General features: G+C 37.0%; 24 protein-coding genes and 5 tRNA genes. 4 read left to right on the plus strand and 25 right to left on the minus strand.

Translation table 11 applies throughout. The annotated features are described in order from the left end of the window. Position 1 precedes the first annotated feature (1 nt). The 17 genes from H9635_RS16115 to acpS all read right to left on the minus strand — a co-directional run bounded on the left by H9635_RS16115 (position 2) and on the right by acpS (position 10,317). Positions 2 to 77 (minus strand) — tRNA-Lys (locus tag H9635_RS16115). A gap of 5 nt (positions 78 to 82) precedes the next feature. Further along, a tRNA-Gln gene (locus H9635_RS16120) sits at positions 83 to 157 on the minus strand. A gap of 5 nt (positions 158 to 162) precedes the next feature. After that, a tRNA-Asp gene (locus H9635_RS16125) sits at positions 163 to 238 on the minus strand. A gap of 29 nt (positions 239 to 267) precedes the next feature. Continuing rightward, positions 268 to 342: transfer RNA gene (locus H9635_RS16130), tRNA-Glu, on the minus strand. A 5-nt stretch (positions 343 to 347) separates the two neighbouring features. Beyond that, positions 348 to 423: transfer RNA gene (locus H9635_RS16135), tRNA-Asn, on the minus strand. A 194-nt stretch (positions 424 to 617) separates the two neighbouring features. Beyond that, the gene (locus tag H9635_RS16140; protein ID WP_191701337.1) at positions 618 to 1,085 is read right to left on the minus strand and encodes a SprT family protein; all 468 of its coding nucleotides are present in this window, start codon (positions 1,083 to 1,085) and stop codon (positions 618 to 620) included. A 75-nt stretch (positions 1,086 to 1,160) separates the two neighbouring features. Next, positions 1,161 to 3,332: a Tex family protein gene (locus H9635_RS16145; protein WP_191701338.1), complete on the minus strand. Its 2,172-nt coding sequence runs from the start codon at positions 3,330 to 3,332 to the stop codon at positions 1,161 to 1,163. A gap of 121 nt (positions 3,333 to 3,453) precedes the next feature. Continuing rightward, positions 3,454 to 4,239, minus strand: coding sequence for an RNA polymerase sigma factor SigB (gene sigB / locus H9635_RS16150; RefSeq protein WP_191701339.1), 786 nt, complete (start codon positions 4,237 to 4,239; stop codon positions 3,454 to 3,456). Next, on the minus strand, positions 4,217 to 4,687 hold the full coding sequence (gene rsbW / locus H9635_RS16155) for an anti-sigma B factor RsbW (RefSeq protein WP_191701340.1): 471 nt from the start codon (positions 4,685 to 4,687) through the stop codon (positions 4,217 to 4,219). Before rsbW ends, sigB begins: the two co-directional genes overlap by 23 nt. Continuing rightward, positions 4,687 to 5,019 carry an STAS domain-containing protein gene (locus tag H9635_RS16160; RefSeq protein WP_191701341.1) on the minus strand — a complete coding sequence of 111 codons (333 nt, stop codon included), beginning with the start codon at positions 5,017 to 5,019 and terminating at the stop codon, positions 4,687 to 4,689. Before H9635_RS16160 ends, rsbW begins: the two co-directional genes overlap by 1 nt. A 69-nt stretch (positions 5,020 to 5,088) precedes the next feature. Beyond that, entirely contained in the window at positions 5,089 to 6,081 is a 993-nt protein-coding gene (locus H9635_RS16165; protein ID WP_191701342.1) for a PP2C family protein-serine/threonine phosphatase, read from the minus strand. A gap of 16 nt (positions 6,082 to 6,097) precedes the next feature. After that, complete coding sequence (locus H9635_RS16170; protein ID WP_191701343.1) at positions 6,098 to 6,496, minus strand: anti-sigma regulatory factor; 399 nt, start codon at positions 6,494 to 6,496, stop codon at positions 6,098 to 6,100. 285 nt (positions 6,497 to 6,781) lie between these two features. Then, a complete protein-coding gene (locus H9635_RS16175; RefSeq protein ID WP_191701344.1) occupies positions 6,782 to 7,132 on the minus strand; it encodes a type II toxin-antitoxin system PemK/MazF family toxin in 351 nt (116 codons plus the stop codon). 4 nt (positions 7,133 to 7,136) lie between these two features. Then, entirely contained in the window at positions 7,137 to 7,424 is a 288-nt protein-coding gene (locus H9635_RS16180) for a transcriptional regulator (protein WP_191701345.1), read from the minus strand. Positions 7,425 to 7,593: 169 nt separating this feature from the next. Continuing rightward, on the minus strand, positions 7,594 to 8,712 hold the full coding sequence (gene alr, locus H9635_RS16185) for an alanine racemase (RefSeq protein ID WP_191701346.1): 1,119 nt from the start codon (positions 8,710 to 8,712) through the stop codon (positions 7,594 to 7,596). Positions 8,713 to 8,899: 187 nt separating this feature from the next. Beyond that, on the minus strand, positions 8,900 to 9,898 hold the full coding sequence (locus tag H9635_RS16190) for a LolA family protein (protein WP_191701347.1): 999 nt from the start codon (positions 9,896 to 9,898) through the stop codon (positions 8,900 to 8,902). A 65-nt stretch (positions 9,899 to 9,963) separates the two neighbouring features. Continuing rightward, entirely contained in the window at positions 9,964 to 10,317 is a 354-nt protein-coding gene (gene acpS, locus H9635_RS16195) for a holo-ACP synthase (RefSeq protein WP_191701348.1), read from the minus strand. A 90-nt stretch (positions 10,318 to 10,407) separates the two neighbouring features. On the opposite strand from acpS, the gene H9635_RS16200 reads away from it, so the two are divergent. Next, positions 10,408 to 11,031: a rhomboid family intramembrane serine protease gene (locus tag H9635_RS16200; protein WP_191701349.1), complete on the plus strand. Its 624-nt coding sequence runs from the start codon at positions 10,408 to 10,410 to the stop codon at positions 11,029 to 11,031. A gap of 50 nt (positions 11,032 to 11,081) precedes the next feature. Here H9635_RS16200 and H9635_RS16205 read toward each other — a convergent pair whose 3' ends face one another. The 7 genes from H9635_RS16205 to H9635_RS16235 form a co-directional block, all read right to left on the minus strand. After that, positions 11,082 to 12,554 carry a PH domain-containing protein gene (locus H9635_RS16205; protein WP_191701350.1) on the minus strand — a complete coding sequence of 491 codons (1,473 nt, stop codon included), beginning with the start codon at positions 12,552 to 12,554 and terminating at the stop codon, positions 11,082 to 11,084. Beyond that, positions 12,547 to 13,026, minus strand: coding sequence for a PH domain-containing protein (locus H9635_RS16210; RefSeq protein ID WP_191701351.1), 480 nt, complete (start codon positions 13,024 to 13,026; stop codon positions 12,547 to 12,549). The genes H9635_RS16205 and H9635_RS16210 overlap by 8 nt, the downstream gene beginning before the upstream one ends. Before the next feature lie 219 nt (positions 13,027 to 13,245). Further along, positions 13,246 to 14,799 carry a DEAD/DEAH box helicase gene (locus tag H9635_RS16215; protein WP_191701352.1) on the minus strand — a complete coding sequence of 518 codons (1,554 nt, stop codon included), beginning with the start codon at positions 14,797 to 14,799 and terminating at the stop codon, positions 13,246 to 13,248. A gap of 365 nt (positions 14,800 to 15,164) precedes the next feature. Then, positions 15,165 to 15,857 carry an alpha/beta hydrolase gene (locus tag H9635_RS16220; RefSeq protein WP_191701353.1) on the minus strand — a complete coding sequence of 231 codons (693 nt, stop codon included), beginning with the start codon at positions 15,855 to 15,857 and terminating at the stop codon, positions 15,165 to 15,167. A 97-nt stretch (positions 15,858 to 15,954) separates the two neighbouring features. After that, positions 15,955 to 17,325 carry a UDP-N-acetylmuramoyl-tripeptide--D-alanyl-D-alanine ligase gene (locus tag H9635_RS16225; RefSeq protein ID WP_191701354.1) on the minus strand — a complete coding sequence of 457 codons (1,371 nt, stop codon included), beginning with the start codon at positions 17,323 to 17,325 and terminating at the stop codon, positions 15,955 to 15,957. 12 nt (positions 17,326 to 17,337) lie between these two features. Then, positions 17,338 to 18,411, minus strand: coding sequence for a D-alanine--D-alanine ligase (locus tag H9635_RS16230; RefSeq protein WP_191701355.1), 1,074 nt, complete (start codon positions 18,409 to 18,411; stop codon positions 17,338 to 17,340). Positions 18,412 to 18,509: 98 nt separating this feature from the next. Next, the gene (locus H9635_RS16235) at positions 18,510 to 19,259 is read right to left on the minus strand and encodes a hypothetical protein (RefSeq protein ID WP_191701356.1); all 750 of its coding nucleotides are present in this window, start codon (positions 19,257 to 19,259) and stop codon (positions 18,510 to 18,512) included. A 285-nt stretch (positions 19,260 to 19,544) separates the two neighbouring features. Here H9635_RS16235 and H9635_RS16240 point away from each other — a divergent pair, with 285 nt between their 5' ends. Continuing rightward, positions 19,545 to 20,735, plus strand: coding sequence for an FtsW/RodA/SpoVE family cell cycle protein (locus H9635_RS16240; RefSeq protein ID WP_191701357.1), 1,191 nt, complete (start codon positions 19,545 to 19,547; stop codon positions 20,733 to 20,735). An 89-nt stretch (positions 20,736 to 20,824) separates the two neighbouring features. On the opposite strand, the gene H9635_RS16245 is transcribed toward H9635_RS16240, so the two are convergent. Next, complete coding sequence (locus H9635_RS16245) at positions 20,825 to 20,962, minus strand: Lmo0850 family protein (RefSeq protein WP_176141992.1); 138 nt, start codon at positions 20,960 to 20,962, stop codon at positions 20,825 to 20,827. Positions 20,963 to 21,359: 397 nt separating this feature from the next. On the opposite strand from H9635_RS16245, the gene H9635_RS16250 reads away from it, so the two are divergent. Together H9635_RS16250 and cls are read left to right on the plus strand one after the other, a co-directional pair. Then, positions 21,360 to 22,160 (plus strand): YwqG family protein, encoded by an 801-nt coding sequence (locus H9635_RS16250; RefSeq protein ID WP_191701358.1) that lies wholly within the window; start codon positions 21,360 to 21,362, stop codon positions 22,158 to 22,160. A gap of 95 nt (positions 22,161 to 22,255) precedes the next feature. After that, a complete protein-coding gene (gene cls, locus H9635_RS16255) occupies positions 22,256 to 23,722 on the plus strand; it encodes a cardiolipin synthase (RefSeq protein WP_404828886.1) in 1,467 nt (488 codons plus the stop codon). Positions 23,723 to 23,728: the final 6 nt, after the last annotated feature.

A 23,728-nucleotide genomic window follows, 5' to 3' on the forward strand; every position in this document is an offset into this window, starting at 1 on the left:
CTGGTGAGCCATGAAGGACTCGAACCTTCGACCCTCTGATTAAAAGTCAGATGCTCTACCAACTGAGCTAATGGCTCCAAAATGGCTGGGGAACCTGGATTCGAACCAGGGCATGACGGAATCAAAATCCGTTGCCTTACCGCTTGGCTATACCCCAATAAATGGCGGTCCCGACCGGGATCGAACCGGCGATCTCCTGCGTGACAGGCAGGCATGTTAACCGCTACACCACGGGACCATAAGTAAACTATAATATGAAATTAAAAGTGGTGACCCGTACGGGATTCGAACCCGTGTTACCGCCGTGAAAGGGCGGTGTCTTAACCACTTGACCAACGGGCCTATAATGGCTCCGAAGGCAGGACTCGAACCTGCGACCTGCCGGTTAACAGCCGGATGCTCTACCAACTGAGCTACTTCGGAATAATCATTTCTTAGCGACATCATCTTGTCGACTTTTATTATTATAGATATCGAAATAAGGTTCGTCAACACTTTTTAATAATTTTTTCAAAAAAATAATTTACTTCCTTATTATATATAAAAAAACATATTCACCTGAAAAGCACATAATTTATCTTTTCCTTTATTCTCTACTATTTAAACATTTTATTAAATTAAATTTCACTTCGCAAAAATTTAATTTTCCCTTGGCATATGCTACAAGAATACCTTTTTACATCCATCTTTTTTTTCCTTCTATAAATCTGCCCACAACTTACACAACTATACATATGAACTACCTTTTTCTTTAGCTGCTTAGTTGGCTGCTCTATTGTAGAACAAAATCTTGGCGCTCCAACCTTTTTCAATAAATTGCGGAAATCCGCATCTCGATGCTTATAGCCCATCCCTAAAATATGTAAATGATAATGGCAAAGTTCATGTAAAATAATCCCCTTGAGCTCTTGTAACCCGAAATGATCATAAAGCTTTTTATTGAGTTCTATATTGTGACTACTTAACAAATACCGTCCACCCGTTGTTTTTAAACGACTATTAAAATACGCTTTATGAACAAAAGGTCGGTTAAAATATTCATTAGATAACTGTTCTACAAGTTCTTGAAGTTGTTCATCTGTCATACGCTACCTCCCCACACATAATAAAAAGCACATATTAATTTATGCGCTTTTTATTATAATTCATATTTATTTTCTTTACACGTTTAGTTGATTTTCCGGTGAGAGCATCGTTAATGAAATACGCCCTTTACTTGCTTCTACCTTTTCTACCCATACCGTCACAATATCACCTAATGATACGACATCTAACGGATGCTTTACACGTCCCTTTTGCAATTTAGATATGTGAACTAGACCATCTTGTTTTACACCAATATCAACAAACGCCCCGAAATCCACAACATTTCGAACAGTTCCTTGCAATTCCATTCCTACTTGTAAATCATCCATCTGCAATACATCTGTTTTTAGTAAAGGCTGTGGAAATGCATCTCGAGGGTCACGCGTTGGCTTTATTAAAGTATCAATAATATCCTTCAAGGTTACTTCCCCGACATTTAGTGTTTCACTTAATGTTGATAAACTTAATTTACTAATAGCCTCTTCTGCCTTTTGCGTACCTACATCTTTTTTTGTTACGCCCGCTGCCTCCAAAATTGCTTCAGCCAGTTTATAGCTCTCTGGGTGAATACCGGTTGCATCTAATGGGTTTTTTGCTTCTGAAATACGTAAAAAGCCAATTGCTTGTTCATAGGTTTTGGCACCTAAACGCGGTATCTTTTTAAGCTGTGTCCGTGAAGAGAAGGATCCATTTTCACTTCGCATAGCTACAATATTTTCAGCCACTGTTTTGGATAGCCCTGATACATATTGTAAAAGTGATGCAGATGCCGTATTCACATCAACCCCCACTTGGTTTACTGCAGTTTCTACAATGAACGTCAATGATTCAGCCAGCTGTTTTTGAGATACATCATGCTGGTACTGACCTACACCGACAGCTTTCGGATCAATTTTCACCAACTCGGATAGTGGATCCTGTAAACGGCGTGCAATTGATACGGCACTACGTTGCTCAACTTGTAGATTCGGGAATTCCGCACGTGCCACTTCCGATGCTGAATACACCGATGCCCCTGCTTCATTTACAATAACATAGGCAATATCCCCATCAGTTTCTTTCAATAACTCCGCAATAAATTGCTCTGTTTCACGAGATGCTGTACCGTTCCCTATCGCAATAATACTAATTGGATATTTTTTCAGTAATGCTTTAACAGCCTCTTTTGCTTTTGATGGATCTGATGTTGTATGCGGATAAATAACCCCAACTTCAATCATTTTCCCTGTCTCATCAACTACCGCTAGTTTACAACCTGTGCGGTAAGCAGGGTCTACACCTAGTACAACTTTTCCGCGCATTGGAGGCTGCAATAATAGATTTCTCAAGTTTTCCGAAAAAATGTGAATTGCTTGTGCCTCAGCTTTTGAAGTAAGTTCCGCCCGCAATTCGTTCTCAATGGATGGTTTAATTAAACGTTTATAGCTATCAGTAATCGCTGATTTAACTTCATTCACAGACGGGCCTATAAAGTTTCTAGGAATAAAGTAATTTTCCATTTGAGCAGTGGCTTTATCTACAGGTACTTCAATTGAAACTCTTAATACTTCTTCTTTCTCCCCACGATTCACCGCCAATGTACGGTGCGGGGCCATTCGGTGGACAGGTTCCTCATATTCATAATACATTTCAAATACTTGCTTCTCATCCTTATCCGCATTTTTCAACATAGTCACGAGCTTTCCTTCTCGCCAAGAAAGAGTACGTAGTTTTCCGCGAACTGTAGCATCATCTGCAAATCGCTCCGCTAATATGTCACGCGCACCTGTCAATGCGTCATCGATCGTTATTACACCTTGTTCTTCGTTTAAAAACGGATTCGCAAGCTGTTCTAAAGATTGCTTACTAAATTTTAATATTTGTTCTGCCAACGGTTCTAAGCCACGCTCTTTTGCAATTGTCGCTTTGGTACGGCGTTTTTGCTTATACGGACGGTATAAATCTTCCACTCGTTGTAAAACTGTTGCTGCATTAATTGATGCTTGTAACTCCTCGGTTAACTTCCCTTGCTCATCAATCAAGCGAACTACTTCTTCTTTACGTGTTTCGAGTTGTTGTATGTAATGGTAGCGGTCTTCTACTGCCTTAATTTGAACTTCATCCAAGGAACCTGTAACTTCTTTTCGGTAGCGTGCAATAAAAGGTACGGTATTGCCCTCTTCTAATAACCCAATAACTGCTTGCGCTTGTTTTGGTTCTACATTCGCATCTTTGGCGATTATCTGTAACATTTTTTGTTGCTCCATTATGCCACTCCTTTAAATTTTAAACTGCCTTTAGTGTATCACTTATGGATAAGTATTTTCCCGATTATCGATCAAATTCCCGTAAAAAAAGAGCCTACTTATCTAGTAGACTCAAACTTTTTTATAAAGATACGCCACCACTTGCTGCAATGGCATCCTGTAATTTTTTCACAGCTTTTCGCTGAATTCTTGAAACATGCATTTGTGAAATACCGAGTCTTTCTCCAGCTTCCTTTTGACTTAATTGTTCTAAATAGGTTAACTGGATAATTTGTCGCTCACGCTCATTTAATACATTCATCGCATCCGCTACAAGCATTCGGCGGTTTGTCGCTTCATATCCGACATCTTCTCTTCCGACAACATCAAATAATGTTACTGTACTTCCATCCGAATCAGATTCAATCGAGTGATCCATTGATAACGCTTGATAGCTTCGTCCCATCTCCATTGCCTCTAATACTTCTTCATCCTGAACCTCTAAATAATCAGCAATCTCAGTAATTGAAGGAGAACGTTGTAGCGAAGTAGTCAATGCTTCTACTGCCGCTTTAATTCTAGGTCCTAATTCTTTTATTCGTCTAGGAACATGCACGTCCCATGTTTTATCACGTAAAAAGCGCTTTATTTCCCCCACAATCGTTGGAACTGCAAACGCCTCAAAACTCCGGCCAAAAGAAGGGTCAAAACGTCGGATTGCACCTAACAAGCCAAGCATACCGACTTGTACAATATCATCATAATAAGATTTACCATGGGAGTATTTGCGAGCAATCGACTCTACCAATTGTTGATAATGGAGCACAAGGTTTGTCTGTGCTTCTTCACTGCCATTGTCTTGATATTCGGCAATCCAATTTAGTACTTCTTCTTTTGATGAATTTTTAGGTAGTGATTCTTTCGACATTTCCTTTCACCTGCTCTCTCGAGACATACTTCGTCATGAAAACAGTGACGCCACCTTCGTTAGTTAATTTCACTTCATCCATTAAAGTTTCCATTAAAAAAATTCCTAATCCCCCTTCACGTAAAAGGGCTACGTTTTCATCTTCGTGATATGGACCAATCTTTGATTTTACTTCTTCAAAATTAAAACTTACACCATAATCAGCTACCATTATTTCAATTTTATTTTCGAATAATGCACATCCAATTACAACTTCACCATCTTCGTTGGCTTTATATGCATGGTGGACAACATTTGTTACCGCTTCACTTGTAGCTATTTTTAAATCTTCAATTTCATCATAAGTAAATCCAACTCGCATCGCTAATCCTGAAATAGTCAGACGGATTACACTTACATATTGCGACTTGGCAGGTACTCGAATTTCAATATAGTCAAATGCCTTCATTATTTCAACTCCAATTCCTCGTCTGTCTCAATACTCATCAGTTCACTTAATCCTGTAATTTCAAACAATCTAACTAAACGATTTGATAAGCCCACTAATTTAAGTGATGCATTGTCCCTTGTCACCTTTTTATAAAACGCAACAAAAATCCCTAAACCTGTACTATCCATATAATTTACTTTTGATAAGTCCAACTCAATTACACGGCCTTCAACAATTTGCACCGTTTCCAATTCTTCACGCAATACCGGAGCTGTATAAGTATCGATTTCACCCTCGATATAGCCTCGCAAAACATTACCATCTTCTCTAAATTGAACATTCACATTCATTATTAGACACCTCCATCTATAAACTTAATTACATTACCCAAATCCCTAGGTAACTAAACATAAAATTATTTATTTTTTAAAAATGACGACTGTAAAATCATCCTCTAAATCAAACTCCGGCAGACTCTTTAAGTATGCATACATTTTTTCACACATTTCCTGAGCCGTAAAGTGACGATAACTCAATGCTATGTTTTTAATTACATCCCGTGGATCCAGTTCCCCCTGTTTCCGGAAATCTGTTACGCCATCTGTCATCATTACGATGAAATCGCCTTCCTCGAGCTGTACTTCGTATTGTGGATATTTAACTTCGGGCATAACACCCAAAAGTAATCCTTTTGATTCTAAATCGAAAAAAGTTCTTTTACTGGAATTATAATATAAAGAGGGCTCATGACCAGCTGAACCGTATGTAAATTTACCATTTTCGACATTGTAAGTACCATAAAACATTGAGACAAACATACTATCATCTACACTTTTTTCAATAATTCGATTTAACACTCCCAAAATATGAGACGGTGCATTATTAGAGCATTCAAGTGTATCAAGACCGTACTTTACCATCGACATACAAAGCGCTGCCGGAACACCCTTCCCTACAACATCCGTTACCGCTACACTCACATTCGATTTATCTCCCAAAAAATGAACATAATCACCATTCATCTTCCGTATCGGTATTGATACCATTCCGATATCAATATCTTTAAATTGGGGAATTTCCGTGCTCAATATCATATTTTGAATTTTTGTAGCAACATTCATCTCCATACGCAGTTCTTCCTGCTGTTCTAACAAACTTTGATGCTCTTTTAAGGTTAAACCAAAATGGACCATAATCTCAATTAAAAAATCATAGCTATGCGAAATATATTCGGGTAAGTCAGGATAGAGTTGCTCCATCGCATGTTTATGAATATTTATTACTTCTTCCGGAGCTACTTTCTTCTGGATTAACTGGCGAATAAAGTTTTGGCCAATATATAAATTCCTTTCCGTTTGATTTGATAAAAAGTCCGATAATATTTTTTGATATTGCATTTGCAGCTCTTTCAAATTTTATCACATCCTACTAAACCCATTTTTCAATAATTATAGTCGTTCCTTTTTCAACAGAGGATTGGATATCCATCGTATCCATTAATCTTTTAACACCTGGCAGCCCTGCACCTAGCCCCCCGGAAGTGGAATAACCATCTTCCATTACTTTTTTTATATTATTTATTCCGGGTCCTTTATCTGCCGCTGTAATACGAATACCAACTTTCACACCCTCGCTAATACGCTCGATTGTCACTTCCCCTGCCCTAGCATATAAATATATATTTCTGGCAAGTTCACTAATTGCAGTCGTAATTCGAGCCTGATCTACCGCGCCAAAGCCAATAGCTTTCGCTTCGTTTCGTCCAAGTTGGCGTGCAGCTACAATATCCCATTCTGTTATAATCTCTACGGTAGATTTCGTCTTCATCATAGTGCCTCCAATTTCCTACATTTTCATTATACGGAGTTAATACACATTATCAATTTTCGGAATTATTAATCTTTTTTATTATAGCATACGGTATGTTTATAACTTAAATTTGATTTCAAAATTATTTTTAATTAGAAGTATATCTATATAAATACTCGATGTATTTATTGTAAACTATTTGTTATATTTTTACATGATTACAGCTTACTATTTATAAAATAATATTATTGTGAAGATAATAAAAAGCATCGAAACCATAAGTTTCGATGCTTTTTTTATGTATTAAAATTTTACGAGTCCTAAACTAATATTGAGCGCGATATCGACTTCCTGCATTAGTTTTGTGTCAAGCTGAGTAATCCGATCTGTTAATCGTGACTTATCAATTGTACGCAATTGCTCAAGCAAAATTACCGAATCGCGTTCAAAACCATACTTTTTCGCATCGATTTCTACATGTGTAGGTAATTTTGCTTTTTGAATTTGCGCAGTTATTGCAGCTATTATGACAGTTGGACTGAAACGATTTCCAATATCATTTTGTATAATAAGCACGGGTCTAGTCCCGCCTTGTTCTGAACCTACCACTGGTGATAGGTCAGCAAAAAAAACGTCTCCACGTTTTACAATCAACTTGTCATCCCCCGCTTACGAGACGCTCCACCATATGTTCCGCTTCATACTCTGCATGCAAGCACTCACTGCAAATTGTCAGATTAATTTGCGACATTTCCACATAGCCCTTTATTAAAGCTTCCCGTATTTGATTTGGTTGCATATGCTTTGTATATTTTTGAGTCGCCAAATACGCCATCATATAACCACTCTCAGTATTGCGTCCAAACGTTCTTTCAAATTGAGTAACTAGCTCATTTGGTATGTCAATTACCACTTCTTCTACTTCTACCAATTCCTTCGCGTACAAAACAAGCACCTCCACCGAACATCCCATTTCCCATTAATTCTATCATTGATTACCTACAATGAAAAGACAGGAAAATAAAAAAACTGACAATTCTCGCTATTAGGGGGATAAATGTGAACATATTTGTTTCGATTTTTTGGAATTTTTTACAGTAAAATTACATCGAAATTTATTTGTATACCCTAGGAACTCTAGCTGTAATCACGCATGGTATTTCATAATTAATCGTTTGGAGTTTAGTTGCCCAATCATCCATTGTGATTTGTTCATGCTGTTGGCGACCAATCAATACAACTTCTTCTCCTACATTATATGCTGTTGGCAGTAAAATCATACTTTGATCCATACAAATTCTGCCGACAATTTTCGCCTTTTTTCCTCCAACAAGCACTTCTTGACCTTCGAGCTTACGAAGCATGCCATCCGCATATCCAATCGGAATGGTACCAATGTAGCAATCTTCCTCTAACGTATAAGTTGCACCATAGCCAACCGATTGCCCTGCATGCATTTTTTTTATATGTATGAGTTCAGTATGTAGTGAAAATGCAGGTTTAATTGGAAACGGCATTTTAGAACCAACAAAAGACGAAGGTAATAATCCGTACATCGAAATACCGAAGCGAACCGCATCATACTGTAAAGACGGCTCTTTAACTAAAGTGGTAGCAGTATTTGCCACATGGACTAGTCTTGGTCTTTTTGGCAATACACTCAAAAAGTCCTTAAATAGGGTTACTTGGTTGTCAAAGTACAATGAATCTTCTTCATCTGCTGTTGCAAAGTGTGTAAAAATACCATCCAAAATAAAATCATTGGACATAACAATTGCTTCGTACAATTCCAGTAAATCTTCTTTCGTAGAGACTCCAATACGCCCCATACCTGAATCAACTTTAATGTGAAGCTTTAATTGATTTGCCAAAGGTATATATTGTTTTACCGTTTCGATCCAGCTTGTTGAAAATACGGTAAGGATAATATTTTCCTGGGAAGCATAAGGAGCAAAATTAGGTGGTGTAGCACCCAACACTAAAATATCAATATCCTTAAAATTTCCCCTCATGTGTACAGCTTCATCAGGTGTTGCTACAGCTAGCATCGTTGCTCCTGCCTGAATAGCTGTTCTTGCCACTTCTACATCTCCATGCCCATATGCATTCGCTTTTACTACCGCAATAATTTGAATGTCTTTGCCAATATATTGGCGTAATGAAATGAGATTATGTTCGATTGCTTGTAAATCAATAATTGCTTTTGTAGGTCGGTAATTTATTGGTTTTTCCATTTTGACTTTACCCTCTTTTTAAAAGTATAAACACCCCGTAAATGTTAAGAAAATTATGGCATACATTTCACTTCGAATAAAGCTAAAATTAATACAAAAAAATAACATCTTGCACAAGTATGTGCAAGATGCATCTTTTTTAGAAGACATATAGCTAGGTTCGCAATAAATCATCTGTCATGGCAATTTATTTCATACTACTTTGCTGCACACTAGCTGCCACTTCCAATAATTCCTCTTTAGATAATTTTGTAGATGCGATAAAGAATGTCATGCCATCCTTATCCCACTGAATAGAATGATCTGTAATTGCGCCAATCGTGTAGCCTAAATCAGCTGGATCCCCAGGTGAGAATACAGGCAACACCATGTTGTCATATTGAATTGGTTGCTGCATTAATGTAAACGGTTTTTCACCTTCAAACGTTAAAATAACACGGGAATTGCCATCTTCTTTAACCTCATACTCTTCTGTCAACTTAGTATGTGCCCAGTCAATTGTTGGATAGTATACACTGAAATCTGTATTTACAACATCAGCTGATGCTGCCTTTTTCTCTTCTTTTTCAGTGAACTTTTCTACTTCATAATCCTTTGCGGTATGTTGTACACCTAACTTAATTTCTCCAAATGTAATAACAACCTGCTCTTGTAAAGACTCGTCTAACACACTAACCTTTGTCGGAAGCATTGTTTTCTTATCAACCATAATTTGCTGGATAGGTAAAGCTGTTTGATCTACATTCCGTGTAGCCAGCTCAAATGTATAAGTTGAATCATCTTCTGTCATAACAGCTTTTGAATCCGCCATTAAATCATCTGCAAGCGTTCCAATAATATAGGCTTGACTATTTTGTTTCGGCCACTCACTCTGGAATTTATGCGTTTTTCTAAGAGCCGGAGTTACAACAAATACCCCTTCTTCATTACGAACAATTAACTGCTGTTCCGTTTCTCCTTGAGGGTTAACTGCTACTCGATAAAAATCCGGTTTCGTATGCCATACTTTCACATCATAAATTCTCGGCTCAGCCCCAGTACGTACTTCCATTGAAGCACTTAATTCATAACCCTTTGCCTCATTCCATTTCTTGTTTACATCTTCAATCACTTCATCTTTCGTTGCTTTCCCACACGCCGCCAAAAATAGACAACAAACGACAACAACTAGCAGTCGGAGTTTCAAAGTTTCATCCTTTCGATTAACTTTTTCGATAAATTACTATATGAGTGAATGAGGGCATGTATGTATTATTGCATTAAGATTACTTGAGCAGCTGCCGTTGTTCGTGTATGTGTAATAGAAATAAAGCCATTTACCAGTTCACCATCAAAATAGAGGACTGGTTTTCCTAGCCCATCCTTTAAAATTTCCATTTGGTGGAGTTCACACCCTTTACCAATACCTGTACCGATAGCTTTTGAATATGCCTCTTTTGCAGCGAAGCGCCCAGCCAAAAACTCCACTTTCCGAGCTGGTGATAATTCCTCGAAAATAATTAATTCGCGTTCCGTTAAAATACGTTGTGCAAATTTTGCAGAACGCCCTAACATCTTTTCAATTCGATCCAATTCTACTAAATCTAAACCAATACCTTTAATCAATTAGTAGCTCTCCCTTTCATTTGAACATTAGTCCAATGTATAATGAATAATAATTTGTATTATTTTATATCGACATAATTGAGGTGGAAAATGTTTATTCGCAGAGAAAATTTCAAACAATACATTACGTTATATCCAATTGTCTCGTCAATCATTGCGATTAATTTAATCGTATACACCTTGACATTAATTCCTTCATTAGGAAGGGAAATACTTTATGCAGGCGCTAGTGTTAATGGTCTAATTGCCACTGGTGAGTGGTGGCGTATTATTACGTCGATGTTTTTACACGCTGGATTTATGCATGTTCTTTTTAATATGTTCTCACTATTTTTATTTGGTCCGGAGCTGGAGAAAATAGCTGGTAAAGTTCGTTTTTTAACGATTTACTTTTTAGCAGGAATTTTCGGTGGTGCTGCTACATTTGTAACACAGGCCCCAGATTACGCTAGTGTAGGGGCTAGTGGTGCGATTTATGGTATATTCGGTGCGTTTGGGGCACTCATTTATTACACGAGACATTTATTCCCTCAATTAAAACAAATCATGCTACCATTAATCGTCATTAGTATAATAATGACTTTCGTAACACCTAATATTAATATCGCGGCTCATTTAGGCGGACTCGTTACCGGCTTTATTTTAGGATTTGTTTATTTTAATCCAAAAAACATGGTTCGTTGGCGCAACAACTCTATAAAACGAGTAAAATAAAAAATAGGATGTGTGAAAAAGGAACCGCCTTTGCACACATCCTATTCTTTTTAATATTCGTACCAAGTTAATATCTTTTCAACTTCTTTTTGGTCTATATGACGAACCGTCGCCGAAGCCCCTGCCATCCCAGACATAACGATAATTTTCGCAGAACCAATTTTACGGCGTTTTTGGAAATAGGTTTGACTCCCCTGTGTTACCTGTACACGTTTTTTTAAAGCAAAAAAGGTAACACGGCTAATCATACGAGATACAATTGTAATTTGCTGACCTTCAATTGTATAGCCCGTCGTTTTAAATTGCCATCTTCCTAACAAAAGTATTGGTAAAACCAATAGTAAGGACAGTAATCCGAATGGATAGAAAAAATAAGAAATAGCGGCTATCAATGGTACAAGCCAAATAAAATCTATCCGATAGAAAAAAGGTAATGCTTTTTTAGGAGGCTGAATTGCTTCCGAAAGGTGAAAATCATATTCAGGAAATAGCTCAGCCAATGGTTTTAACGCTTCCTTTTTTGCAATTAACGGAAATAATATAATTTTCTTATCTGCTTCCCCACTGAATCCTCCACCAGCACTTTCCACTGCAATCGATGCTAAACCCAGCATTTGCTGGAATGGATTTTCCACAAGTTTAATTGCCTGTACACGATTTAACGGAATGGTTACACGTTTTTTTTCAATTAACCCTCGCGTAATGATTAAACGGTTCTGCTGTTTACTCACCGTGAAGTTATAATAATTCAAAAATGTAATGCCAACGGATATTATCCACGCTACCATGAGAGCAAGAGCGATCAGTATCATTGCCGCGATGAAGCTGTATTCCATTAAAAATGCCACTTCATCATATATCGCATCAAACGGAATAAATTCTGCAAATTGTGAGAAGACAGCAAAAACCCCTGCCAATACTACACCGATTCCACTTGAAGTAGATGCCAATAATAACAGTTCAGGAACCTTCATTTTGTGCAAAATAGTTGAAGGTGCTTCTTCCTCCTCTACCACTTCCATTAATTCACTTTCAATCGGTGTTTTTTGCTTCGCTTTTTTCATTTGGATTTCCACATCATCTGCCGCTGCTCTCGTAACAGCGGTTAACTCAGCTTCAGGCTTACCACTTTTGCTGCCCGCCGTTTCTACCTGCACTTGAACGAGCTTAAAGAGGCGATGGAAAATTCCTTCTTTATAATTTAAATTTTGAATTCGATCGAATGGAATGTAACGCTTTTTCTTTACGAATAATCCGTATTCAACCCGCAGTTCGCTATCTTCATACCAGTATACAAACGTCCACCATTTAATAAGACCGCTCACCATCGTCCCGAAGACGACAATCACTAAAATAAAAAGTGGAATCATTTCACTGAAAAATGTTTCACTGCGATAATCCAAATTAAAATTAAAGCCATTTGCAACTATGATAATAACAATCGGAATCAATAGGTCTTTCAATGCTTTTACCACATTAATAATAGCTGTAACGGGATGAAGTTTATATTTTTCGTTAGACATCATCTTCCGCCACCCTTGCAAGTTCAGAAATTTTTGTCCGTAGTAAGTCAGCTTCCTCTACTTTTAACATCGGTATCGTATGTACAGTTGCAGCTGAAGAAATGGAAATATTGGCTAACGTATATTTTTTTAAAATCGGGCCTTGTTCCGTATCTACATGCTGAACACGCACCATTGGTATTAATGTCCGTTTTACGACAAATAACCCACTTTGAATCTCGATTTCCTGCTCTCGCACTTCATAGCGCCAAATTCGCCAACGTACACTCGGAAAGACCGCGATGGAAAAAATAATGGACAAGACTACAAATGCAATAGCAATCCACATAATCCATTGTGGCCAATCAAATGTCACCACTAGAAATATAACTCCACCGACGAGAAGAGCAATAATAATAGTTTGAATTAGTCCATATAATCGCCAAACAGTTTGTGCTTTTTTCGGTAATTGGTATTTCGGTTGTTCTCTCACAAGCTCTACACCTCTTTCTTTCTAGTATGTTATACGATTCAATCTCTTAATTGTTTCATTCTTCTCCCATAAAAAAATGGCGTTAAAAATTCCCCATTACATTATATAGTATATATAAATGGAATTTTTGTTAAATAATTTATAAAAAGTTTATATTTCAACTACTCTTTTATGTAAAAAAAACACATCAACGTAACTCGTTGATGTGTTTGAATGTTATTAGTCTTCGCGACGTGGACGAGGACGGCGATCACGAGATCCTTCGCGACGAGCGCCACCTTCACGGCGACCTCCTTCACGACTTCCGCCACCACTACGGCTTCCGCCACCACTACTACGGCGATCTCCACCACGACGGTCTCCACCACCACTGCGGTTACCACCACCACGGTTACGATCATTACCACCACGACCACGGTTGCCACCGCCGCCGCCTGAACGTTCACGACGCATTGGTAATGGACGCTCTTCAGATAAAGAGATCGGTGTAGCATCCGGCTCTTTTGTAATTGATTTAAGTGCTGCCGCTACTAAGTCAATTGCTTCGTTACTTTCTAATAACTGAGCCGCTAACTCACGATAGTTACCTAAATCGTTATTTTGAACTAATTCCACCAATGATTGCATTGCATCTTCTTGTAAGCCTACTAATGCTTCTTCTGATGATGGTGGACGTAAAGGTGTCATACGTTTTTTCGTAGTTTCTTCTACAATACGTAAGTAACCCATTTCACGAGGTGTTACGAATGTTACTGCAACACCAGATTTACCTGCACGACCTGTACGGCCGATACGGTGAACGTATGATTCCGGATCTTGTGGAATATCAAAGTTGTAAACATGAGTTACACCTGAAATATCTAAACCACGAGCGGCTACGTCTGTTGCGATTAAAATATCGATTTTACCTTCTTTAAACTGACGTAAAACAGAAATACGTTTCGCTTGAGATAAGTCACCATGGATACCTTCTGCTAAGAAGCCACGTAAACCTAAAGCTTGGCTTAACTCATCAACACGGCGTTTTGTACGACCGAAGATGATTGCTAATTCTGGTTTTTGAGAGTCTAATAAACGAGATAATGCATCGAATTTTTCACGCTCTGTTGCTTTTACGAAAAATTGTTCAATGTTTTCCATTGTTAATTCTTTCGCTTTAATTTTTACGATTTCAGGATCTTTCATAAATGTCTCTGCAATTTTACGGATTGCTGGAGGCATTGTCGCTGAGAATAGTAATGTTTGGCGAGTAGATGGTACGTTTTCTAAAATCGCATTAATATCATCGATGAAGCCCATGTTTAACATTTCGTCTGCTTCGTCTAAAACTAACGTTTGAACTTCATCTAATCGTAATGTACGACGATTAATATGGTCTTGAATACGACCAGGTGTCCCTACGATAATTTGAGGGTTATTTTTCAATGCACGGATTTGACGGCTAATTTCTTGACCACCGTAAACTGATAATAATTTTACACGTTTGTCATACCCTAATTTATAAAGTTCTTCTGAAACTTGGATTGCTAATTCACGAGTTGGAGCAATTACCAAAGCTTGAACATTTGGGTTCTTTGGATCGATTTTCTCGATTAATGGAATACCAAATGCAGCTGTTTTACCAGTACCTGTTTGTGCTTGGCCTAATACGTCACGACCAGCCATTGCAAACGTAACTGTTCCTTCTTGGATTGGTGTTGCTTCTTCAAACCCCATACGCTTAATAGAGCGTAATGTCGATTCACTAATGTTTAATTCTGAAAAATTTGTCAAACTCTTCAATCTCCTTTTTACTATATAAGTTGACAAATGGTTACATTTTCAGATGAAATGGCGGCAAATTTCGAGCCATTGTATGTGGAACGTTTCCGTTACTTAAAAAATTCTCTCTGCTTCACATGCAGAGTCTCTTATATGAAAAGGAAAGCCCGGTCATTGCCGAGCGGTTCAATTCTACCGTTGTTATTTGTTCTTGCTTTTTTAAAAAAATAGAATAAAACCGTTTATCAAAAAAAAGTACTCTTCATCAAAAAGTCTGAAGAGTCTTCGCACAAAATGTATCCATTGCTCTTAATAGTCTAACATGGGTTGTAACGGTATGCAATGATAATGCTCGTATCGAATAGTCTGACATTTATTCACATTATAAATTTGAACACTGCATCGAACCATTCGTCACAATCATCACTATAACAAATATGATGTTTTCCACAATCTGAAATATACATTTGCTTTTGCTGTGAATGAATTTGGTTGTATAAAATCTGTGCCGTCGTATTCGGTACGATGCCGTCAAGCCTTCCTTGAACGATAAAGGTTGGGCATTGAATATTTTTAATATAAGGTTCCGTCTTTTTGACGACTTTCATAAATTCAACCGTCGCCGATAGTGGGACATTTTTGAGTTTATCTTTATAGCGCGCAAACACTTCATTTTCTTCCAGCTTTTTATGAACCATATCTTGAGCAATTGCCCGAACATCTTTCACTAGCTGGGGTGGATCTATATACTTTACCGCAGCACTCAATAATACTAATTTCTTTACTGTATAGCGGATTGATAAATACATACCAATAACTCCGCCCATTGAAAAACCAACAACAATTACTTCGTCTACTTGCTTTTTTAGCTGACGATAAGCAATTTCCGCTTCCATCATCCAATGCTCAGCCTTATAGCCTTTCATCGATAAATGTTCTGCATCCCCGTGACCTGAAAATGTAGGAACACTTATAACCCAATCTGTACGTTGTTGTATATAATGCACAAAAGGTTGCACTTCATACGGTCCACCAGAAAATCCATGTAAAAAAAGTACGCCTGTTATCATCAATTCACCTACTTTTATTGATGTTCTTATTAAATATAATAAGCGACTCTTGCCGAAGAAAAAAGCTTCCGCACTTTTTAGTAAAAAAACGAGTTAGCTATGCCAACTCGTTTGATTGAATAATTTTTTCTAACTGCATCCCTCGTGAACCTTTTACTAAAATTATGGATTCACTCGTAGCATTTAATTTAATTTTATTTATAATCGGATCATAGTCTTGCTCAGAATATACTAAGTGAGCTGCATCAAATTTAGTTTGCAGCTTTTCATATAGCCATTTCATGCGCGGACCATATAGACAAACATAGCTGATTTTCTGATTATCTATATATGCAGCCACTTCTTCATGCATCGACTGTTCATCATTCCCTAACTCCAGCATATCACCGAGGACAAGCCATTTTTCCTTACGAATTGTCGTTTGCTCGATAAATTGAATAGCAGCGTGCATCGATGTTGGCGCAGCATTATATGCATCATTAATAAATAATAGCTCACCCACTGAAATAAGCTGCATACGCATATCCGTCAACACAACTTGCTTTAATGCCTCGCGAATTTGGTCATCTGTTAACCCTAAAGCTCTACTTACAAGCATCGCATTTAATGTATTTTTTACCTGATGCTCCCCTAAAACAGATATAAAGAAGTCTCCATTAATGGCTCCTTCTACATGAAAGCTACTGCCTTGTGCTGTCGCTACAATATTAGAAGCTACTAAGTCTTGGCTCCGTGTAAAACCGAACGACTGCGTTTTTAAATTTGGCGTTCTGGCAACAAGGCTTTGCAATAATGGTTCATCTCCATCAAAGAAAAGCAAACCTTCCTCATTTAAACCTTTTACTATTTCAAACTTCGCTTTTGCGATACCTTCTCGCGACCCTAAATCTTGCATATGGGCTTCGCCGATATTTGTAATAATTACATAATGCGGGCGTGCTAGTTTAGTTAAAAACTCAATCTCTCCGAAGCCGCTCATACCCATTTCCAAAACGGATATTTCTGTATCTTCATCAAGCTGTAAAATTGTAATCGGCAAACCTAATTGGTTATTAAAATTACCAATCGTCTTTTGCACTTTAAAATATGGAGAAAGAGTTCCTGCCAAAATGTCCTTGGAGGAAGTTTTCCCATTTGAACCAGTAATACCGATAAATGTTGCCTTATGCTCATTACGATAACATTCCGCCATTTTTTGCAGTGCCTGTTCCGGATCATCTACAAATATTAACGGTAGATTCTCCGGTGGGTTAGGTTCATCTTTCATCCACAATGAAGCTGCTGCACCTTTTTCAAATGCCTGTTCCACAAAGCGATGCCCATTTACTGCTTCACCGCGAAAAGGAATAAACAAATCACCTTTAGAGATTGTGCGTGTATCAATGGAAATACCTGTGACAACCGTATCAGGAAATGCTTGATTTTCTATCGTTAGCCATGTTGCGAGTTGCTGTAATTTTTTTTTCACTTTTTATCCCACTCAATCTCTATTGTATTGAAGCTGTTGTTTTTCAGTATGGCGCTCTAATGCTAAGTTAATAAGTTCCTTAACTAGTTGAGGATATGTTAGATCTGTATGCTGCCATAGCAACGGGTACATACTAACCGGTGTGAAACCTGGCATTGTATTTACTTCGTTAATGAAGATTTCATTATTATCCGTTACGAAGAAATCCGCTCGGACTAACCCTGCTCCATCAATTGCTTTAAACGCTCTTTTCGCCATATCAACTAAGTCTGAATAGACATTTGCTTGCAGATCGGCTGGAATAATCAAGGCTGTAGAGCCGTCTTTATATTTTGAATCATAATCGTAAAAATCTGTCATTGGCTTAATTTCACCCGCTACAGAAACGTTTGGAGTATCATTCCCTAAAACGGCAAGCTCAATCTCACGTGCTTTAATACCTTGTTCGATGACAATTTTGCGGTCATACTGCAATGCGAATTGTACTGCTTTTTCCAACTCTTCCGCATTGGTTGCTTTACTAATTCCAACACTAGATCCAAGGTTAGCCGGTTTTACAAACATAGGGTAACCTAATGCTTTTTCGCATTTATTAATCCATGCTGTTTTTTCACGCTCCCATTCACTACGGATAAAAGATTCATATGGTACTTGGGGTAAATTCGCCATTTCAAATAACTGTTTCATTACTACTTTATCCATACCGGCTGCAGAACCAAGGACACTATTTCCTACATAAGGAATATTCAAAACTTCCAAAAAGCCCTGTACAGTTCCATCCTCGCCGTTTGTTCCATGCAATAATGGGAAAACTACATCGAATGGATTTTCCATATGAGCATTTATGAATTGCGTTATATTATTTTCAGATTGCTCTGAAGTCGTTGTAAATTGTAATTGTTCAATTGATTGAGCGGGTTCTGATAATTGAGGTCCAACACGCCATTCACCTTTTAATGTAATAAAAATTGGAAAGACGTCAAACTCATTAAAATCTACCGCCTGCGTTACAGCCTTTGCAGTAGATAGTGATACTTCATGCTCGGCAGACTTACCACCATATAATAAACCGATTCTTTTTTTCATTCTTTTGACCTCCAGTTTTTACTAACGTTATTTTATCACGAATCTCCTGTACGCTGAAATCGGATAAAAAACACTCACTGCCTGGTTCGCTGTGAGTGTTAACTAATTTGTATTAATTCATCATAGCCTTGTTTTAATATTTCATCTAAATCATCCCAAACTTCATCGGGATAATCATAGTCACTTAACACTCGAACTTCGATTGCATAATGGGCATTTGGCTTATCTAATTTATATAACGAAAGCAATGCACCCTCTTTTGCAAATGGTCTATATAATCTTAATGTAGAAGGATCAATTGTAGGGGAATTATTTTTGTTTTTTCTTCTCCAAAAACTTCCTCCTCCTTCTTTTTCTCTTATCATTTGATTAAATAAATTCGATATGAGTATTTCAGAATCGCCAATGAAACGATAATATACTTTTGTCATTTTGTCTGCCACAGATGAATAATAAGCGTACCGATTTTGCAGCTTGCTGAAAAAAGGTGATGCTAATGGTTCACGCTTATGACTTAAATAGAGAAGCTCTGCCTGTTCCAGCGGCGTCAATGTATTAACATTTTTTTCTGCCGCGAAGTCTACCCAGCATATATCCTGTTTTAAGTCGCTTTCTCTTTTCAAAAAATCCCGCATATCTTCATTAGTAACAAAATCAAATTGCGTATGCATGTTAAAAGAGCCATTGTCGTAGGCATGCCTTAATAGCAAAACATTCTTTACCGGTTCTACTGAAGCCATAAATTCCCTCAGCGTAAGCCCGCTATAAATAACAAAATTTTCCACATCGTTCATATGGACATATAAATGATGCATAAAATCTTCAGCAGACTTCAATTTCTTTGCCACTACTTGCACGCCCCTTTAACATGAATAATATGATTATTATATGACTTCTTATTCAAATTTGAAACATTTTCTCATATGTTTCGTCGAACTTTTAAATTGGACTTACTAAAGTAATTTTTTTAAGAATATGATAAAGTTAATAAAGCTTAAAATATTACTCTATTTTAAGCTCGATACTTTCTTGAATGGGTAAATTAATTAACCGTTCTCATATTAAATGCCTTCAATTTGTTGGTATCTTCTAACCCCTAGATGGGTTAAATTTAATAACTTAAGGTGAAATGAATGGATACAAACAATTATAATTTTAATAAGCGCTTCGACTGGCCGCTTACTATCATACTATTTATATTTTTTGGTGTAAGCTTACTGGCTATCGCTTCTGCGCAAACTTCCGGGCAATACGTGACAAACTTTGTTCCTCGACAAATACTAAACTATGCAATTTTTGCCTTTATAGTCGCAGTTGTCATGTACTTTGACCCGGATCAATACAAAAAACTGGCATGGCCGCTTTATGGTTTTGGACTACTCTTGTTAATTGCAGTTGTAGCCATTCCGCCCTCAACAAATATAACAATTTATCGTAACGGTGCACAAAGTTGGTTTAATACACCTATCGGGAGCATTCAACCTGCTGAGTTCATGAAAACATTTTTCATTTTAGCTACTGCTTATTTAATAAGTAAGCATAATGAAAGATACCAAATTAAAACGATCAAATCGGATTTCATGTTACTCGGTAAAATTGGATTAACACTTATTGTGCCTCTTTTCTTAATTATGCTGCAACCTGACTTAGGTTCGGGATTAGTATTTTTTGCGATTACCGCGGCACTTGTTATTGTTGCCGGTGTTACATGGAAAATAATTGTACCTTTATTCGGCGGAGCCGCTGTTATCGGCGGATCTTTATTATGGATGGCACTGTACATGCAGGATTTCCTTGAAAAAACATTTGGATTCCAGCCATATCAATTTGCCCGTATTTATTCTTGGATTGACCCGTACTCATATGCATCTTCAGACGGATATCACTTAATTACCTCACTTAATGCGATAGGTTCAGGTGAGATTTTCGGGAAAGGGTTTATGGCACGTGAAGTATATGTTGCAGAAAACCATACAGACTTTATTTTCGCAGTAATTGGTGAAGAATGGGGCTTTGTTGGGGCGAGCGCTGTTATTTGCTTATACTTTTTGTTAATTTACCATTTAACAAAAACGACACTGTTACTTAAAGATCCATTTTGTACTTATGTATGTGCAGGAATTATTGCCATGATTACGTTCCATGTTTTTGAAAATATCGGGATGACGATACAACTATTACCTATCACAGGGATTCCTTTACCTTTCATTAGTTACGGAGGAAGTTCGATGATGGGGAATGCTCTTGCAATCGGACTCGTATACAGTATGAAGTTTCATTACCGTACGTATATGTTTACTACGAATGATCCCGACGACGAATAAAATGAAAGGACCCATTTTATTATAAAGGGTCCTCTACTACTTAGAAATTCAGGTAGGATGAAGATAACTCGCATCCTACCTGAATTTCTTTAATTTTGTGTTTGTGGAGTTTGCGTTGGTGGTGTTAAAACTTTTAAAAGCTCAAGACGAGATTTCGTAACTGTCGCCGTAACACCTAATTTTGATAAGTTTGTAACAATACGCTTTAAATCAATCTCTTTCGCCATTTGATTACACCTCAAACTTTCCTTTTCTAATATATATAACGATTTTTGGTTTTAAAAGTTTCAATTTTTAAAGGTCAGACCTTCTACTTCTATATAATATCATGTAAAAGCTTATTTATACTTTTCAGTTTCATTACAAAAGTTAAATATAGTTAAACTTAACCTTTTCCCCTAATAAATAAACCCTTTAAAAAAATATTTTGTGGGATTTTTACTTGTTTCCAACCAATTTATTTATGTTTAACAAATATTTTATTTACATATTAAAAACAATTCGCATTTAAATTTTAGGCATGTTTAGCAAATTTTACAAGTGGAAATAGTGTTATTATCACGAACAGTTTTGAAGTAATATTGACTATTTCAATTTAAATTACTTCAAAAGGAGGAACATCAAATGGCACATTTAGATAAAAATATATTTATCCCTAAAGAGTTAATTAATTTTCATACGAGCTTAAGTCATTCTGCTGAACAGGTGGCTATATTAAAGCCTGTAATGGAGCCGGCGTTTCTGCACGAAAGTAAATTTGCTGGTTTGCCGTTCTTAACCCATGAAATGGAGCATCCTAAAGATAGACAAAATCGATATATGCTGTTTTTAGCACAGCTGAATTTCTCGGAAATACAGCTAGGCCATCCATTTCCTAAAGAAGGTATTTTACAATTTTATATTGCTCAACAATGTTATGAGAAAGTAAAGTCACATTCGGAATATTGTCATTTTAAAGTTCAATATATCCCTCATATTGCACACTATAATCAATTTATTCATGACTTTACCTATTTAGAAGAAGTAGATTTAAATAATTTTCCAATTCAGCAGGAAATGAAGCTTCTCCCTACTAAACAATTTGAACCTGTATCAGCCATGGACTATCGGCTACATAATTATTTCAAACCTGAAATGATGAATACGTCTATTACATTAGATGAGCGGTCATTCCAAGATGTTTATCTGGAAAGTTATTTAGCAGCGGAACATAAAATTGGAGGCTACCCGTATTTTATTCATCAGGATTTCCGAAAGGGTTCTATGTATTTGCAGCATTATGACACATTATTGCTACAGATTGTTTCTAACGATGAACAAAATATAATGTGGGGAGATAGTGGTATTATTAGCTTCTTTATTAATTCGGAAAAGTTAGCGCAATGTGATTTCTCGGATATATACTTCCATGTGGAAGAGTATTAAGAAAATTAAGATACACTCGCTTTTAGAGAATTGTCGAGTGTTTCTTTTTTTTGTTTAGCCTCCGTACGCTATAATGGAGAAAAGAAGGAAGGTAGGTGAACTTTTTGAGCTCTCTTATTCAAGGCTATTTTTTATTCCCTATTATAATGGTTTTAAATATTCTTTTTGCAATAACAGTTATCTTTTTAGAGCGTAAAAAGCCTTCATCCACTTGGGCATGGTTACTCGTACTTTTTTTCCTCCCGTTTGTTGGATTTTTCCTCTATTTATTATTGGGAAGGCAGTTGAGGAAAAAGCACTTATTCCGGTGGGATGGAAGGAAAGATATTGGAATTGAACAGCTCATTAATTATCAAATCGAAGCAATTGAGAATAATGAACTGGAGTTGCGTACTGAGAATATAAAAAATTATAGCCATCTTATTTATATGAATTTAAAAACAAATAATGCCGTTTTAACACAGGATAATGATGTGAAAATTTTCGATGATGGTAGTGACAAGTTTGAAGCACTTATTAGTGATATAAACCACGCAAAAAATCATATCCACATTCAATATTATATTTTTAAACTGGATAATTTAGGGCAAAGAATTATTAATGCATTAATAAAAAAAGCCAAGCAAGGTGTGAAAGTACGGGTTCTATTTGATGAAATGGGTTCTCGTGGCATTCGCAAACGTCATTTTAAAGAACTGATTGAAGCAGGAGGAGAAGTAGAGGTATTTTTCCCATCCATCCTCCCTTTAATCAATCCTCGTTTAAACTTCCGGAATCATCGTAAAATCGCTGTTATAGATGGCAGAATCGGCTATATAGGTGGGTTTAACGTAGGGGACGAATATTTAAGCCTATCTGATCGATTCGGTTACTGGCGAGATACTCATCTGCGTATTGAAGGTAGTGCTGTTCATCCATTACAGACAAGATTTATATTGGACTGGAATCAGGCGAGTGCCAAAAACGATATTATCTATGCAGAGCGTTATTTCCCCATTATTCCACAAAAGGGAACGGCCGCCCTTCAGATTATATCAAGCGGACCTGATACAGAATGGGAAGTAATCAAAAATAATTATTTGCATTTAATAGCAAACGCAAAAAAATACGTGTACATACAGTCCCCGTATTTCATTCCAGATGAATCATTTTTTGATGCCATCCGTATTGCAACTCTTACAGGTATTGATGTGCGCATTATGATTCCAAATAAGCCGGACCACATGTTTGTCTACTGGGCCACTTATTCATATGTAGGTCCGCTTGTTGAAGCAGGTGCGAAAGTATATCATTATGAAAAAGGCTTTATTCATGCAAAAATGATTGTCGTTGATGATGAGATTGCTTCTGTCGGAACAGCCAATATCGATGTAAGAAGCTTTAGTTTAAACTTTGAAGTGAATGCCCTTATCTATGACCGTTTATTGGCCCATCGTCTTGCAGAAATATTTGAAAGAGACATAATGGATTGCTCCGAGCTTACATTGGAGCTTTATAAAAACCGTTCAAACTACACTAAATTCAGAGAATCGATGTCACGATTATTATCACCGATTTTATAGAAAATG

The sequence above is a fragment of the Solibacillus faecavium genome, assembly GCF_014836905.1.
Lineage (GTDB): Bacteria > Bacillota > Bacilli > Bacillales_A > Planococcaceae > Solibacillus > Solibacillus faecavium.

Excerpts from the sequence above, each read along its gene's own strand:
- H9635_RS16140 (WP_191701337.1), bottom strand. The coding sequence starts at position 1,085 with ATGACAGATGAACAACTTCAAGAACTTGTAGAACAGTTATCTAATGAA.
- H9635_RS16145 (WP_191701338.1), bottom strand. The coding sequence starts at position 3,332 with ATGGAGCAACAAAAAATGTTACAGATAATCGCCAAAGATGCGAATGTA.
- sigB (WP_191701339.1), bottom strand. The coding sequence starts at position 4,239 with ATGTCGAAAGAATCACTACCTAAAAATTCATCAAAAGAAGAAGTACTA.
- rsbW (WP_191701340.1), bottom strand. The coding sequence starts at position 4,687 with ATGAAGGCATTTGACTATATTGAAATTCGAGTACCTGCCAAGTCGCAA.
- H9635_RS16160 (WP_191701341.1), bottom strand. The coding sequence starts at position 5,019 with ATGAATGTGAATGTTCAATTTAGAGAAGATGGTAATGTTTTGCGAGGC.
- H9635_RS16170 (WP_191701343.1), bottom strand. The coding sequence starts at position 6,496 with ATGAAGACGAAATCTACCGTAGAGATTATAACAGAATGGGATATTGTA.
- alr (WP_191701346.1), bottom strand. The coding sequence starts at position 8,712 with ATGGAAAAACCAATAAATTACCGACCTACAAAAGCAATTATTGATTTA.
- H9635_RS16200 (WP_191701349.1), top strand. The coding sequence starts at position 10,408 with ATGTTTATTCGCAGAGAAAATTTCAAACAATACATTACGTTATATCCA.
- H9635_RS16205 (WP_191701350.1), bottom strand. The coding sequence starts at position 12,554 with ATGTCTAACGAAAAATATAAACTTCATCCCGTTACAGCTATTATTAAT.
- H9635_RS16220 (WP_191701353.1), bottom strand. The coding sequence starts at position 15,857 with ATGATAACAGGCGTACTTTTTTTACATGGATTTTCTGGTGGACCGTAT.
- H9635_RS16230 (WP_191701355.1), bottom strand. The coding sequence starts at position 18,411 with ATGAAAAAAAGAATCGGTTTATTATATGGTGGTAAGTCTGCCGAGCAT.
- H9635_RS16240 (WP_191701357.1), top strand. The coding sequence starts at position 19,545 with ATGGATACAAACAATTATAATTTTAATAAGCGCTTCGACTGGCCGCTT.
- H9635_RS16245 (WP_176141992.1), bottom strand. The coding sequence starts at position 20,962 with ATGGCGAAAGAGATTGATTTAAAGCGTATTGTTACAAACTTATCAAAA.
- H9635_RS16250 (WP_191701358.1), top strand. The coding sequence starts at position 21,360 with ATGGCACATTTAGATAAAAATATATTTATCCCTAAAGAGTTAATTAAT.